We start from the raw sequence: 12,938 nt of genomic DNA, 5'->3' as shown, positions 1-12,938 counted from the left end.
GAGCCGTTCGGGCGCGTAGGGTCTCCAACCGCTCACCCTATGTGGCAACAGGGGGAAAACGCCCATAGCTTCGGTTCATGAGGAAACGACACTTCAAGAGCCTCGTCCCGGTCGTGGTCGCCTCGACCGCGGGACTCGGCGCGGCAATTCCGCCCGCCTCAGCCGCCAACGCCCACGTGGTGCGGCCCGGCCAGTCGATCCAGAAGGCGGTGGACGCCGCGAAGCCGGGTGACACCGTCGTCGTCCTGCCCGGCACGTACCGGGAGAGCGTCCTGATCACCAAGTCGGGCCTCACCCTGCGCGGCTCCGGCAACCACACCGTCATCCGGCCCGCCGCGAAGAGCGCACCGTCCGCAGGCGCGTGCGCGAAGACCGGCAGCGGTATCTGCGTCCTGGGCCGATCGGGCCGGACCGTCGACGGCGTGACCATCGATTCGCTCGCCCTCTCCGGATTCAAGAAGAACGGTGTCTGGGCCTCCTGGACGGACCGGCTGTCCGTCCGGCGGGTGACCTCCGAACACAATGGTGTCTGGGGCATCGCCCAGGAGCGCTCCACCCGCGGCGTGTTCACGGGCAACACCGCCCGCGCCAACGGCGACGCGGGCATCTTCGTCGCGAACACCGTCGACGAGGAGGGCGGTGCCACCGACACGCGCGGCACCGAGCTCCAGGACAACACGCTCACGAACAACCGCATCGGCTTCACCGCCAGGCGCGTCAGGAACCTGTCGGTCCACGACAACACCTTCACCGGCAACTGCAGCGGTGTGTTCGTCGTGGGCGACGAGGGCAGACCGCAGGCCGGAGCCATGACGATCCGGGCGAACCAGATCACCGGCAACAACAAGTTCTGCGTCGCCACCAAACGGCTGCCCGCCCTGCAGGGTTCCGGCGTCGTACTCACCGGGGCCGCGGACACCCAGGTCCGTTCGAACACCATCAGCAACAACGTGGGCGCCACGCCGCTCTCCGGCGGCATCGTGCTGTTCAAGAGCTTCGTGGGCACCAAGAACACCGGCAACACCGTCAGCGGCAACGTCGCGCTCGGGAACAAGCCGGCCGACCTGGCCAACAGGGACACCGGCAAGGGCAACACCTTCGTCGCCAACGTCTGCACGAAGTCCACACCGGCCGGGATGTGCTGACCGGCGCACCCCCGTACGAGGAGAAGCGAACCAGCATGACCACTGTGAGTCCCACCCCCGCACCCACTCCCACCTCGACCGCCGTCCACGCCGCCGTGCCGCACCCCGTCACACCGCCTCAGCCGGCCATGCAGTTGCGCGAGATCGTCTTCGGGGCGGCGCGCGCCGCCGCCGTGCGCGCCGCGGCCCGGCTGGGCGTCGCCGACGCGCTGGGCGAGACGCCCGCGTCCGCGCAGGAACTCGCGGCGCTGGTGAAGACCGAGCCGGTGCCGCTGCGCAGGCTGCTCCGCGCCCTGTCCTGCTACGGGATCTTCGCCGAGACCCCGGACGGCGACTTCGTCCACACCGAGATGTCCCGTCTGCTGCGCGAGGACGACCCGAACAGCCTGCGCTACATCTCGCTCTGGTGCACCGAGCCCTGGACCTGGGAGGTCTGGCCGCACCTCGACGACGCGGTGCGCACCGGCAGGAGCGTCTTCTCGGACGTGCACGGCAAGGGGTTCTTCGACTACCTCCATCAGGACGCCCATGAGTCGGCCCAGGTCTTCAACCGGGCCATGACCACCTCCAGCATGCAGTCCGCGCTGGACGTGGCCGAACTCCTGGACCTCACCGGGGTGTCCACGGTCGCCGACATCGGCGGCGGCCAGGGGCACGTACTGGCGAGCCTGCTGGAGAAGCACCCGTCGCTGCACGGCACCCTGATGGACCTGCCGGGTGTGGTGGCGCGCGCCGACGCCCGACTGCGGGACGAGGGGCCGCTCGTCGGCCGGACCCGCATCGTGGCCGGGGACTGCCGCGAGGCCATCCCGGTCGCGGCCGATCTCTACATCATCAAGAACATCCTGGAGTGGGACGACGACAGCACCCGCAGGACACTGCGCAATGTCGTCGCCGCGGCCCGCCCGGGGGCCAGGGTGGTCGTCATCGAGAACCTCGTCGACGACACCCCCTCGATGCGGTTCACCACCGCGATGGACCTGCTGCTGCTCCTCAATGTCGGCGGAGCGAAGCACACCAGGGAGAGTCTGGTCGGCCGGATCTCGGACGCCGGCCTGCTGATCGGCAGGGTCGTTCCGGTCAACCCCTACCTCCACGCCTTCGAATGCGTGGTCCCCGACTGATCGCCCCGTCCGGGTCGTCCATCCCCGGGAACGGCGGAAATCGCCCCGGGTCCGGCCTCTCGGCCGGACCCGGGGCGATTTCCGTCTCCTCAGGCGGTGATACCGCGCTCCCAGTGGTAGAACTCCTGGGCCATGGCGTCCTTGGGCCCGCGCCAGGTCTGCGGATCGTACGCGCTGACGTAGGCGGTGAGCTTCTCGCTGATGTCCTTGAACGCCGGATGCTCGGTCACCTTGGCGATCTCGGGGCCCGGCGGGCGCTCCGATTCGATCAGGTGCAGATAGACGTCACCGAACTGGAACAGCTTGCGCCTGGTGACGCCGACGAGGTGCGGCAGTTCACTGCTGTCGGACTCGGCGAACAGATCGGCGATGTCAGGTGCGGAACCCGGCGCCATCCGGGCGACGATCAGAGCGTGGTGCATCGTGGGATGCCTTTCTGGTTCCGGCCCGGCACCCGGACTGCCGGGTGCCGGGCCGTGAGGCGGACGGCGGGTCAGCTGGCCGAGACCGAGGCGGTACGGCGCTCCCGGGCGCGCTGTTCGATCTTGTCCCTGATGAGTTCCATCTGGACCTTGGAGTTGCGGTTGATGTTGTCGGTCATCCACGCGTCGTCGACGGGTGCGTCGGGCCGCATCGCGAAGTCCTGCGCCCAACGCATCTTCGTGCCGCCGGGGACCTCCGAGTACTCCCACCGGATGTCCATGTGCTGGAACGGGCCCGGCTCGACACGGCGGGCCCGGACCATGAGGCCGGCCCGGTCGACGGTCCGCTCGGAGACCCAGCTCCAGACCTTGTCGTTCTCGTCGGGGTGCATCGTCAGGCGGAACTTCGTCCTGTCGCCGTCCCGTTCGATCACCTCGACCGAGGCGTACTCGCTGAACAGCCGCGGCCAGTTCTCGAGATCGTTCGTCACGTCCCAGACAAGGTCCAGGGGGGCGGCGATGGTGATCTCGTTCTCGGTGTGTCCGGACACGTCAGGCTCCTTGCATGAGGGTGTTGTTGACGAGGTCGAGAAATTCCTGCGGGGTCTTGCAGCGGTCGGCGTCGGTCGGCAACGCCCGGCCGTGCCGGTTCTCCAGCACGCCCACGATGCCGAGGAGACCCAGCGAGTCGAGGCCGAACTCGTCGAAGGCGGACCCGGGGCGCTGCTCCATGTCATGCGGGTCCACGGTGAGTCCGGCGCCCTTCTTCATCAGGACGGCCAGTTCCGTATAGGTCAGTCGTTCGGTCATGAGGACTTCTCCTTCTCACGATTGGGTGTCGGTGGAGCGCCGCAGCACCATCGCCGCGTTCGAGCCCATGAGCCCGCGGCTGAGCACCAGCGCCGTTCGGAGTTCGGCCGGCCGCGCACTGCCGGTGACGACGTCGAGGTCGTGGCATACCTCGAACACGTTCGGCGTGGGCGGTATCAGCGCGTTCTCCATGGAGAGCACGGCGGCGGCCGTGTCCAGCACCGGCGCCCCGCAGTAGGCGCGCCCGATGCCGGCCTTGGGCGCCGTCACCGGTACCCGTCGGCCGTGCGCGCCCAGTGCGTCGGCGATCGCGAGTGCCTCGGCACGGTCGGCCGCCGGCACGCCGAGGGCGTCCGCGAAGACGACATCGATCTCGTCCGGCGCGCAGTCCGCCTCCCGCAGGGCGCCGGTGATCGCCTGGGCGAGCCCCTCCCGGGACTCCTCCCATCGGGACGCTCCGGTGAACGTGGCGGCGTGCCCCGCGAGTTCGGCCCGGACCCGTGCACCGCGTCGGCGCGCCGACTGCTCCTCCTCGACGACCAGCATGGCGCCGCCCTCGGCCGGTACGAAACCACAGGCGTCCGAGGTGAACGGCCGGTACGCGCGGGCGGGGTCGTCGCTGCGGCTCAGGTCCTCGTACCCGAGCTGACAGACGACCGAGTAGGGCGCCAGCGGTGCCTCGGCCGCGCCGACCACCACCGCTTCGGTGCCCCGCCGGATCGACCGGGCGGCATGCGCCAGCGCGTCCAGGCCGCCGGCCTCGTCGCTGGCCACGACCGCGCACGGTCCCTTGAAGCCGCCGCGGATCGAGATCTGGCCGGTGCTGGCGGCATAGAACCAGGCGATGGACTGATAGGGGCCCACGTAGCTGGGCCCCTGCCCCCACAGCCGCTGGAGCTCACGCTGCCCGAACTCACCGCCGCCGGACCCTGCCGCGGTCACCACGCCGACGTCGTACGGTGTCTTCTCGTAGTCGGCACGGCCCAGCCGGGCGTCGTCCAGGGCGATGTCCGCGGCGGCCATCGCGAAATGCGTGAACCGGTCGGTCTGGACGACGAACCGCTCCTCGATCTGCTCGACCGCCTCGAAGCCGCGCACCTCGCCCGCGACCCGCAGCGGCAGATGCTCGCACCCCTCGCGGGTGACCCGGTCGAGAGCGCTGACCCCTTCGTGCGTCCTCTTCCAGAAGGCCTCGGTGTTGATGCCGTTGGGAGCGACGACACCGATGCCGGTGACGACGGTGCGCCGGGCTTTTCGGGTTCTCATGGTGTCCTCCCACCTGTTCGTGTCAGGGCCACCGCGGACTGGAAGCCACCGAAGCCGCTGCCGACCGACAGGACGCTGCGCAGCTTCAGGGGGCGCGCCGTGCGCGGCACGTAGTCGAGGTCGCACTCCGGGTCCGGGTTCTCGTAGTTCGCCGTCGGCGGCACGGTCTGATGGACCAGCGCGAGTACACAGGCGGCGATCTCTATGGCCCCGATCGCCCCCAGCGAGTGACCGACCATGGACTTGATCGAACTCATCGGCACGTCGTGGGCGTGCGCACCCAGCGCCCGCTTCACGGCGGCCGTCTCGTGCCGGTCGTTCTGCTTGGTGCCCGAGCCGTGCGCGTTGACGTAGTCGATCTGCGAGCCGTCCATCCGGGCATGGTCGAGGGCCCGGTTGATCGCCTCGGCCATCTCCAGTCCTTCGGGGGTCAGCCCGGTCATGTGGTAGGCGTTGCCGAAGGTGGCGTAGCCCGAGATCTCGCAGTACACGGTCGCACCGCGGGCGCGCGCGTGCTCCAGTTCCTCCAGGACGAGCACCGCTCCGCCCTCGCCCATGACGAAGCCGTCGCGGCGGGCGTCGAACGGCCGGGAGGCGTGTTCCGGGTCGTCGTTGTTCGGTGAGGTGGCCTTGATCGCGTCGAAGCAGGCCACCGTGATCGGGGTGATGGGTGAGTCGGACGCCCCGGCGACGCAGACGTCGACGCGGCCTTCCTCGATGGAGTGGAAGGCGTAGCCGATCGCGTCGAGGCCGGAGGTGCAGCCCGTGGAGACGGTCTGCACCGGGCCGTGCGCGCCGACCTGTTCGGCCACCGCCGAGGCGAGGGAGCTGGGTGAGAAGGCCCGTTCCAGATGCGCGCCGGCCGGCCGGTGGTCGACGTCCCATCGGGCACCGCTGCCGCTGACGGCGACGTAGTCGTGCTCCAGCCGGGTGGTGCCGCCGACCGCGGTGCCCAGCGACACCCCCATCCGCCAGGGGTCCACCTTCTCCGGGTCGAGGCCCGCGTCGCCGAGGGCCTCCCTGGCGGCCACCATCGCGAACTGGATGTACCGGTCCGACCTGGCGATCTGGTCCGCTTCCAGTCCGTGCGCCGCCGGATCGAAGTCGCACTCGGCGGCGATGCGGGAACGGAAGCCGGCCGGGTCGAAGAGCGTGATGCCCCTGGTCGCGGTGCGTCCGTTGGCGAGGAGGTCCCAGAAGGCCGGTACGCCGATGCCGCCGGGGGCCACGACGCCCACGCCGGTGACCCCCACGCGGCGGGTCATGAGGCGGCCTCCGTTCGTTCCGGCGGCGCGACGCGCTCGGCGGACTCCGTGTGCTCCGTGTCGACGTGGCCGAGCTCGGGACGCGGGGCGAGCGGGCCGAGGTGGAAGACCATGCGTGCCTCGACGTCGCCGACGTTCCGGAACCGGTGGCGTACATGGGGAGGGATCAGCAGGCCCTGGTCGGGCCGCATCCGGTGCGGTTCACCGTCGAGATCCACCTCCAGGAGACCGTTCACGACGTACACGAATTCCTCGGAGTACGGGTGGTAGTGCTCGCCGATTCGGTCACCGGGCTGGACGATGGCCAGCCCCATGAAGCCGCTGGTGGCTCCCACCGCTGTCGGTGTGAGCATGGCGCGAAGGTCGCCCCCGCGCCTGCGGTTGGGCTGCGTCTCACTGAGATCCACGATGCGTGGCCGGTGCGTGGTCATGACTGCTTTCCTCCTGGCACATTGCGCGTTGTATTGACGGGTTGAGCGAGAACCCCCCAGGGCGGATGCGCGGTTCAGGAATCCATGGCCCGCCGATCGGTGATCAGGGTCATCTCGGACTGCGCGAGGAAGTGCGAGATCCCCTGGTCGTCCGCGGGCACGGCGTTCGCATCGCCGTCGAGGAGACGTCCGAGTCTGGCCACCTTGCCGGGGCCGTCGATGCCGGCCGCCTGAGCGGGCTGCGCGCCGATCGGCTCGACCGCTTCGAGGAGGCGGACCACGACGTCGTCGCGCTGGAAGATGGTGCTGCTGTCGATGATGCTCGCCGGGTCGTCGGCCGCCTCCTCGTCGTGGCCGGCGAGGAGCCGGGCGAGTGCCATGCCGCAGCCCTCCTTGGCCTGGTAGAAGAGCGCGTGACGGCTGACGTCCTCGGCCTTGTGGCGGCCCGCGGTCACGTGGTGGACCGTCGGGAGAGCCGCTCGGGTGAAGAACATCCGGGCGGAGTCCGGGTCGCTGAGGTCCCGGTCCTGCTCCAGATACGGGTTGATGGCCTCTTCGACGGCCCTGACCTCGGGCTGCCGGGCGACGTGACGGAGGGCCGCGAGAAGGTCGCCCTCCACCTCGACCGCCCGCACGACGCGGTTTCCGTGCATGAAGAGCGAAGTACGGCGCAAACGGGTGTCTTCGTCGACACGTGCGCTCGGGGACTCGTAGTCGGCCAGGATCTTCGCCACGATGTCCTCGGTGCCGGGCTTGACGGTGAAGGTGAGCGCGTGGCGCACCACCCCGTCGCCCAGTCGGGGTGACGCCTGCAGCCTGCCTTTGATCGCCTCCGGTGCCAGCTCGAACGCCTTCCCGGTCTCCCGCAGGACGCTGAAGCGCAGCGAACGGGTGTCACGCACGCAGCTGTGCAACGGCTGAACCGTCGCGACGTGCTCCTCGCTGTTCACCCAGGCGAGGAACGGGGGTGCGCTCTCCCATTCGCTGGTGATCAGCCATTGGGAGGGGTTCTCGATGGACTGGCACAGCTGGTCGCTGATGTGCCCGGGGACGGATGCCACCTGATTACGCAGGTGCTCATACGCCTCCAGGAACTGCTTCTGGGCTCCGTCGTACAGGTCCAGCAGCAGCACGACCCGCAGCCTGGAACCGTCGAAGGCGGACTGGGAGATCCGTTCCGAGAGGGTGGTGGTCATCTTTCGGTCTCCTTCGAGACGGTGTCGTGGACAGGCCGGATGGCGTGCCGTCAACCGTCGGTTGGCGAGTGGATGCGGAGCGGGGACTCTCCCGACGGATGCGAGCGGCCCGCCCCCGCTCACCGCGCGCATCGTCTCCGTGACCGATCGTGAAACGCTGGTCCGGGTGGCGCGAGATTTATGAACCGTTCAGGTGAGCGACCGTCCGAACCACTCCGAACAAGGGCATGGAACAAAGCATCCGAACGGCGTCCGAGCTGGAGCAACTGATGAACGAGAACGTCGACATCCGCGTGCCGGTCCTCATCGTGGGCGGCTCCCTGGTGGGCCTGTCCGCCTCACTCTTCCTCGGCCGGCTCGGGATCGAGCACCTGCTGGTCGAGAAGCACCGGTCCACCTCGACGCATCCTCGCGGACGCGGCAACAACGTGCGCACGATGGAGTTGTTCCGTACGGCGGGCGCCGAGCCCGGCATCCGGGAGGCGGCCTCGGTCCTTGCCGACAACCACGGCATCCTGCAAGCCGGTTCGCTCACCGGGGACGATCAGGAATGGCTGTTCAAGGAGATCGACCCGGGGGGCGGGCTGGCCCGTTTCAGCCCGGCCGGATGGTGTCTGTGCAGCCAGAACGACCTGGAACCCGTGCTGGTGAGGCTCGCCCGCGAACAGGGTGGTGACCTGCGTTTCTCCACCGAGATGCAGAGCTTCGACCAGGACGGCACGGGGGTGGACGCGGCGCTGAAGAACCGGGAGACCGGAGAGCACATCAGTGTGCGTGCGGACTACCTCATCGCGGCCGACGGGCCCCGCAGCCCCATTCGTGAGCAACTGCGCATCGACCGTACGGGGCCCGGCGATCTGTTCCACAACGTGAGCATCACCTTCCGCTCCCGGCAGCTCGCCGATGTGCTGGGTGACCGGCGCTTCATCGTCTGCTATCTGACCAACCCCGCCGCGGACGGGGCCCTGTTGCCGGTGGACAACAAGAAGGAGTGGGTGTTTCACGCGCCGTGGCAGCCCCAACTGGGAGAGACGCTGGAGGACTTCACCGACGAACGATGCGCCGAGCACATCCGTACGGCGGTCGGCGCACCCGACATCGACGTCGAGATCACCGGCAAGGCCCCGTGGCATGCCGCGGAGCGGGTCGCGAAACGGTACGCGTCCGGCAGGGTCTTCCTCGCCGGGGACTCGGCCCACGAGATGTCCCCGACCGGGGCGTTCGGCTCCAACACCGGCATCCAGGACGCCCACAACCTGGCCTGGAAGCTCGCCGCCGTCCTGAAGGGCGAGGCGGGCCCGGGTCTGCTGGACACCTATGAGGCGGAGCGGCTGCCGGTGGCGCGGGCGACGAGCTCACGGGCCTCGGCGCGCTCCAGCGAGCACAGCCATCCGGGATACGCCGCCGCGCCGGGTGTGGGCGGCGGAAGGCAGGGCGGCATGCTCACCGTGGCCCTGGGCTACCGCTATGTCCGCGGCGCCGTGATCGGAGCCGACCCGGAACAGCCGGTGGTGCCGCAAGGAATGCAGCTGAACGGCGAACCCGGCAGCCGTGCACCGCATCTGTGGGTCCGTCAGGAAGGTGTGCGCAAGTCCACTCTCGATCTGTACGAACAGACCCTCGTGCTGCTCACCGACGGCGCGGACGTGGCGTGGCGACAGGCGGCGGCCCGGGTCGCCGACCGGCTGTCGGTGCGGCTCAGGACGTACGGCATCGGCTCGGGCGCCGATCTGGAGCCGGAGAACGGGGCCGACTGGGCGGAGCTCCACGGAACGACGTCCGAAGGCGCCGTCCTGGTGCGCCCCGACGGCTTCGTGGCCTGGCGCTCGACGGGTGCGGTGGCCGATGCCGAGGCCACGCTCCAGGAGGTCCTGGCCTCGCTGCTGCACCGCCCCTGACGACCGTGGCGGACGACCGCGAAGCGCCGGGCACCGGCCAGGCACGCCTGATTCCCTGCGGGATCCGATCGGCCGGACGGTGCGTGCGAAGTGCCCGGCGCCGACGACGACGCACGAACGGTGTACCCGCCCGCCCGTGCCGGCCGACCGGTCCCGAGCCTTCCGACGGGCAAACCCGTCGGCGCGGGGTGGCTCCCCCTCGTCCCACCCCGCGAGAACGAGGGCGCGGTCGTGTTCGGCACGGCCGATCGGTACCGCCGGACGTCGCTTGATCGAATGGGGTGCGTCCTCCCTCTTGCCATCGGGCGGGACATCCTGAATTACTGCTTCCGAACGATCGACCGAATGATCGGTCGCCTGCTCGGAAGAAGGAGATCCGGATGACGGCTCTGCTGGACGAGGCGGAAAGAATGGGCCGGGACGAGCTGGAGGCACTCCAGCTGGAGCGGTTGCGGGCGACCTTGCGCCATGCGTACGAGAACGTCGGCCACTACCGGGCCGCGTACGACCGGGCCGGGGTGGGCCCGGACGACTGCCGTACGCTCGCCGACCTGGCCCGTTTCCCCTTCACGACCAAGGCGGATCTGCGGGACAACTACCCCTTCGGCATGTTCGCCGTCCCCGAGGAACGCATCCGGCGGATCCATGCGTCCAGTGGGACGACGGGCCGTCCCACCGTCGTCGGATACACCCAGCGTGATCTCGACACCTGGGCGGACGTGGTCGCCCGCTCGATCCGGGCCGCCGGCGGCCGTCCCGGGCAGAAGGTCCACGTGGCGTACGGGTACGGCCTGTTCACCGGCGGCCTCGGAGCCCACTACGGAGCGGAACGGCTCGGCTGCACGGTCATCCCCGCCTCCGGCGGCATGACGGCCCGCCAGATCCAGCTGATCCAGGACTTCCGGCCCGAGATCATCATGGTGACGCCGTCCTACATGCTGACGCTCCTCGACGAGTTCGAGCGGCAGGGCGTCGATCCTCGGACGACCTCCCTGAAAGTCGGGATCTTCGGTGCCGAGCCGTGGACGGAGGAGATGCGGCGCGAGATCGAGGAGCGGTTCGCGATCGACGCGGTCGACATCTACGGTCTGTCGGAGGTGATGGGGCCCGGGGTGGCCCAGGAGTGCGTGGAGACGAAGGACGGGCTGCACATCTGGGAGGACCACTTCTATCCGGAGATCGTCGACCCGTTCACCGGCGAGGTGCTGCCCGAGGGTGAGGAGGGCGAGCTGGTCTTCACCTCGCTCACCAAGGAGGCCATGCCGGTGATCCGTTACCGGACGAGGGACCTGACCCGGCTGCTGCCCGGTACGGCACGGGTGTTCCGGCGGATGGAGAAGGTCACCGGACGCAGCGACGACCTGGTGATCCTGCGCGGGGTGAACCTCTTCCCGACCCAGATCGAGGAGATCGTGCTGCGCACACCGGGCGTGGCACCGCACTTCCAGCTGCGGCTGACCCGCGAGGGCCGCCTCGACGCGCTGACGGTACGGGCCGAGGCCCGCGCGGGGGCCACGCCCGAGCAGCGCACGGCCGCCGCCGAATCGATCACGTCGGCCGTCAAGGACGGGATCGGGGTGTCCGTCGGTGTCGAGATCGTCGATCCCGGGACGCTGGAGAGGTCGGTGGGCAAGTTCAAGCGGATCGTGGACGAGCGCGGCCGGAAATAGGGTCCTCCTTCCGGGGCCGCTCGCTCCCATCGTGTGCTCGCCGCACGCCCCGGGCTGCGGCCCACCGGTTCCTGTGCGTGCGGGGGTGCGGGGAATCCTGGGCCCTCCGCACCCCGCCGGACAGCCGCCGGTTCTCCTATGCGAAGCGGTCGCGCAGTTCCCGCTTGAGGATCTTGCCGCTCGCGTTGCGCGGCAGCTCGTCCACGAAGAAGACCCTTTTCGGGGCCTTGAAATGGGCGAGCCGCTCGCGCGCGTGGCCGATGAGTTCGGCCTCCGTCGCCTCCCCGCGCAGGACGACCACGGCGGTGACGGCCTCGATCCAGCGCTCGTCGGGCAGCCCGACGACGGCGGCCTCGGCGACGGCGGGATGGGTGTAGAGGGCGTCCTCGACCTGCCGGGAAGCGACCAGGACACCGCCGGAGTTGATGACGTCCTTGACCCGGTCGACCACGGTGAAGAAACCCTCCGTATCGCGTACGGCGAGGTCGCCGGAGTGGAACCAGCCGTCACGGAAGGCTTCCGCGGTCTCCTCGGGCCTGTCCCAGTATCCGGTGCACAACTGGGGCGAGCGGTAGACCACTTCACCCGCCGTGCCGTCGGGGACCTCCTTGCCGTCCTCGTCGACGACCCTGGCCTCGACAAAGAGGACGGGCCGGCCGCAGGAGTCCATCCGGCCCTCGTGCTCGTCCGGTCCGAGGACGGTGGCGAGCGGGCCGATCTCGCTCTGCCCGAAGCAGTTGTAGAAGGCGAGCGCGGGCAGTCGTTCACGGAGCCGCTCCAGTACGGGCACCGGCATGATGGACGCGCCGTAGTACGCCTTGCGCAGGCCGCCGAGTTCCCGCGTGGTGAAGCCGGGGTGCCGGGAGATGCCGATCCAGACGGTCGGCGGGGCGAAGACACTGTCGGCCTGCCCCGTCTCGACGAGGTCGAAGATCCGGTCCACATCGGGGGTGTCGAGGATGATGTTCGTCGCCCCGACCGCCAGATAGGGCAGCAGGAAGACATGCATCTGCGCGGAGTGGTAGAGCGGCAGTGAGTGCACCGGCCGGTCGGTGGCGCGCAGATCGAGCGCGGTGATGGCGCTGACGTACTCGTGGACGAGTGCCCCGTGGGTCATCATCGCGCCCTTGGGCAGTGCGGTGGTGCCCGAGGTGTAGAGCAGTTGGACGAGGTCGTCCGCGGCCGGTGCGCGTTCCGGGGCGAAGGGGCGCGGGGCGGCGACGGCATCGAGGAGGGAGTCCGGTGCGTCGCGCAGCGGGCGTACGGGGAACGCGCCCGGAATCCGGCCGGCGAGGTCCGGGTCGGTGAGGACGAGGGCGCTGCCGGACTGTTCGAGGATGTATGCGAGGTCGTCGCCGGTCAGGTTCTGGTTCACCGGCACATGGACCAGTCCCGCACGGGCACAGGCGAGGTAACCGATCAGATACGCGTCGGAGTTGTGCGCGTAGGAGGCGACCCGGTCGCCGAAGCGCAGCCCGTGCTCGCCGGTGAGGACCGCCGCCGCGGTGCTGACGGCCGTGTCCAGCTCCGCGTACGTCCAGGACCTCTCCGTGTACCGCAGGGCGGTGCGCTCGGGGGTGCGGCGGGCGCTGCGGGCCACGACGCCGTCGACTGTGCTGCTCCGTACACCTGTCATGGCGCGATCCTGTGCGGCCTGAACCCGGCGGTCAAGGGGTCGGATGCCGGCCGGGATGTTGACAGGGGTGCGGGC

The 12,938-nt window shown here is 69.7% G+C and carries 12 protein-coding genes; 4 read left to right on the top strand and 8 right to left on the bottom strand.

The window, feature by feature from the left end:
- Positions 1–77 precede the first annotated feature (77 nt).
- Both ACIQCZ_RS13095 and ACIQCZ_RS13090 read left to right on the top strand, forming a co-directional pair.
- On the top strand, positions 78–1,145 hold the full coding sequence (locus tag ACIQCZ_RS13095; protein ID WP_402281979.1) for a nitrous oxide reductase family maturation protein NosD: 1,068 nt from the start codon (positions 78–80) through the stop codon (positions 1,143–1,145).
- Between the two features lie 35 nt (positions 1,146–1,180).
- Positions 1,181–2,269, top strand: a complete 1,089-nt coding sequence (locus ACIQCZ_RS13090; protein ID WP_376467769.1) for a methyltransferase — start codon at positions 1,181–1,183, stop codon at positions 2,267–2,269.
- An 89-nt stretch (positions 2,270–2,358) separates the two neighbouring features.
- On the opposite strand, the gene ACIQCZ_RS13085 is transcribed toward ACIQCZ_RS13090, so the two are convergent.
- From ACIQCZ_RS13085 to ACIQCZ_RS13055, 7 genes are all read right to left on the bottom strand, one after another.
- Complete coding sequence (locus ACIQCZ_RS13085) at positions 2,359–2,691, bottom strand: TcmI family type II polyketide cyclase (protein ID WP_402281977.1); 333 nt, start codon at positions 2,689–2,691, stop codon at positions 2,359–2,361.
- Between the two features lie 71 nt (positions 2,692–2,762).
- A complete protein-coding gene (locus ACIQCZ_RS13080; protein ID WP_402281975.1) occupies positions 2,763–3,242 on the bottom strand; it encodes an SRPBCC family protein in 480 nt (159 codons plus the stop codon).
- Position 3,243: 1 nt separating this feature from the next.
- Positions 3,244–3,501 (bottom strand): phosphopantetheine-binding protein, encoded by a 258-nt coding sequence (locus ACIQCZ_RS13075; protein WP_402281974.1) that lies wholly within the window; start codon positions 3,499–3,501, stop codon positions 3,244–3,246.
- 15 nt (positions 3,502–3,516) lie between these two features.
- A complete protein-coding gene (locus ACIQCZ_RS13070; RefSeq protein ID WP_402281972.1) occupies positions 3,517–4,767 on the bottom strand; it encodes a ketosynthase chain-length factor in 1,251 nt (416 codons plus the stop codon).
- Positions 4,764–6,032, bottom strand: a complete 1,269-nt coding sequence (locus tag ACIQCZ_RS13065) for a beta-ketoacyl-[acyl-carrier-protein] synthase family protein (protein ID WP_402281970.1) — start codon at positions 6,030–6,032, stop codon at positions 4,764–4,766. The genes ACIQCZ_RS13070 and ACIQCZ_RS13065 overlap by 4 nt, the downstream gene beginning before the upstream one ends.
- A complete protein-coding gene (locus tag ACIQCZ_RS13060; RefSeq protein WP_351085870.1) occupies positions 6,029–6,463 on the bottom strand; it encodes a cupin domain-containing protein in 435 nt (144 codons plus the stop codon). Before ACIQCZ_RS13060 ends, ACIQCZ_RS13065 begins: the two co-directional genes overlap by 4 nt.
- A 74-nt stretch (positions 6,464–6,537) precedes the next feature.
- A complete protein-coding gene (locus ACIQCZ_RS13055) occupies positions 6,538–7,659 on the bottom strand; it encodes a SchA/CurD-like domain-containing protein (protein WP_402281968.1) in 1,122 nt (373 codons plus the stop codon).
- Positions 7,660–7,928: 269 nt separating this feature from the next.
- On the opposite strand from ACIQCZ_RS13055, the gene ACIQCZ_RS13050 reads away from it, so the two are divergent.
- Both ACIQCZ_RS13050 and paaK read left to right on the top strand, forming a co-directional pair.
- Positions 7,929–9,557 (top strand): FAD-dependent oxidoreductase, encoded by a 1,629-nt coding sequence (locus tag ACIQCZ_RS13050; protein WP_402282172.1) that lies wholly within the window; start codon positions 7,929–7,931, stop codon positions 9,555–9,557.
- Positions 9,558–9,937: 380 nt separating this feature from the next.
- Positions 9,938–11,227 (top strand): phenylacetate--CoA ligase PaaK, encoded by a 1,290-nt coding sequence (gene paaK, locus ACIQCZ_RS13045; RefSeq protein WP_402281966.1) that lies wholly within the window; start codon positions 9,938–9,940, stop codon positions 11,225–11,227.
- A 136-nt stretch (positions 11,228–11,363) separates the two neighbouring features.
- On the opposite strand, the gene ACIQCZ_RS13040 is transcribed toward paaK, so the two are convergent.
- The gene (locus tag ACIQCZ_RS13040; protein ID WP_402281964.1) at positions 11,364–12,863 is read right to left on the bottom strand and encodes an acyl-CoA synthetase; all 1,500 of its coding nucleotides are present in this window, start codon (positions 12,861–12,863) and stop codon (positions 11,364–11,366) included.
- Positions 12,864–12,938: the final 75 nt, after the last annotated feature.

This window comes from Streptomyces sp. NPDC093149 (assembly GCF_044754145.1).
In the GTDB taxonomy this organism is placed as follows: Bacteria; Actinomycetota; Actinomycetes; order Streptomycetales; family Streptomycetaceae; genus Streptomyces.
This window is presented reverse-complemented; position numbering and strand designations above follow the sequence as displayed.

Bases quoted from the DNA above. Each gene is read 5' to 3' on its own strand.
- ACIQCZ_RS13095 (WP_402281979.1), top strand. From the start codon at position 78: ATGAGGAAACGACACTTCAAGAGCCTCGTCCCGGTCGTGGTCGCCTCG.
- ACIQCZ_RS13090 (WP_376467769.1), top strand. From the start codon at position 1,181: ATGACCACTGTGAGTCCCACCCCCGCACCCACTCCCACCTCGACCGCC.
- ACIQCZ_RS13085 (WP_402281977.1), bottom strand. From the start codon at position 2,691: ATGCACCACGCTCTGATCGTCGCCCGGATGGCGCCGGGTTCCGCACCT.
- ACIQCZ_RS13075 (WP_402281974.1), bottom strand. From the start codon at position 3,501: ATGACCGAACGACTGACCTATACGGAACTGGCCGTCCTGATGAAGAAG.
- ACIQCZ_RS13070 (WP_402281972.1), bottom strand. From the start codon at position 4,767: ATGAGAACCCGAAAAGCCCGGCGCACCGTCGTCACCGGCATCGGTGTC.
- ACIQCZ_RS13065 (WP_402281970.1), bottom strand. From the start codon at position 6,032: ATGACCCGCCGCGTGGGGGTCACCGGCGTGGGCGTCGTGGCCCCCGGC.
- ACIQCZ_RS13060 (WP_351085870.1), bottom strand. From the start codon at position 6,463: ATGACCACGCACCGGCCACGCATCGTGGATCTCAGTGAGACGCAGCCC.
- ACIQCZ_RS13055 (WP_402281968.1), bottom strand. From the start codon at position 7,659: ATGACCACCACCCTCTCGGAACGGATCTCCCAGTCCGCCTTCGACGGT.
- ACIQCZ_RS13050 (WP_402282172.1), top strand. From the start codon at position 7,929: ATGAACGAGAACGTCGACATCCGCGTGCCGGTCCTCATCGTGGGCGGC.
- paaK (WP_402281966.1), top strand. From the start codon at position 9,938: ATGACGGCTCTGCTGGACGAGGCGGAAAGAATGGGCCGGGACGAGCTG.
- ACIQCZ_RS13040 (WP_402281964.1), bottom strand. From the start codon at position 12,863: ATGACAGGTGTACGGAGCAGCACAGTCGACGGCGTCGTGGCCCGCAGC.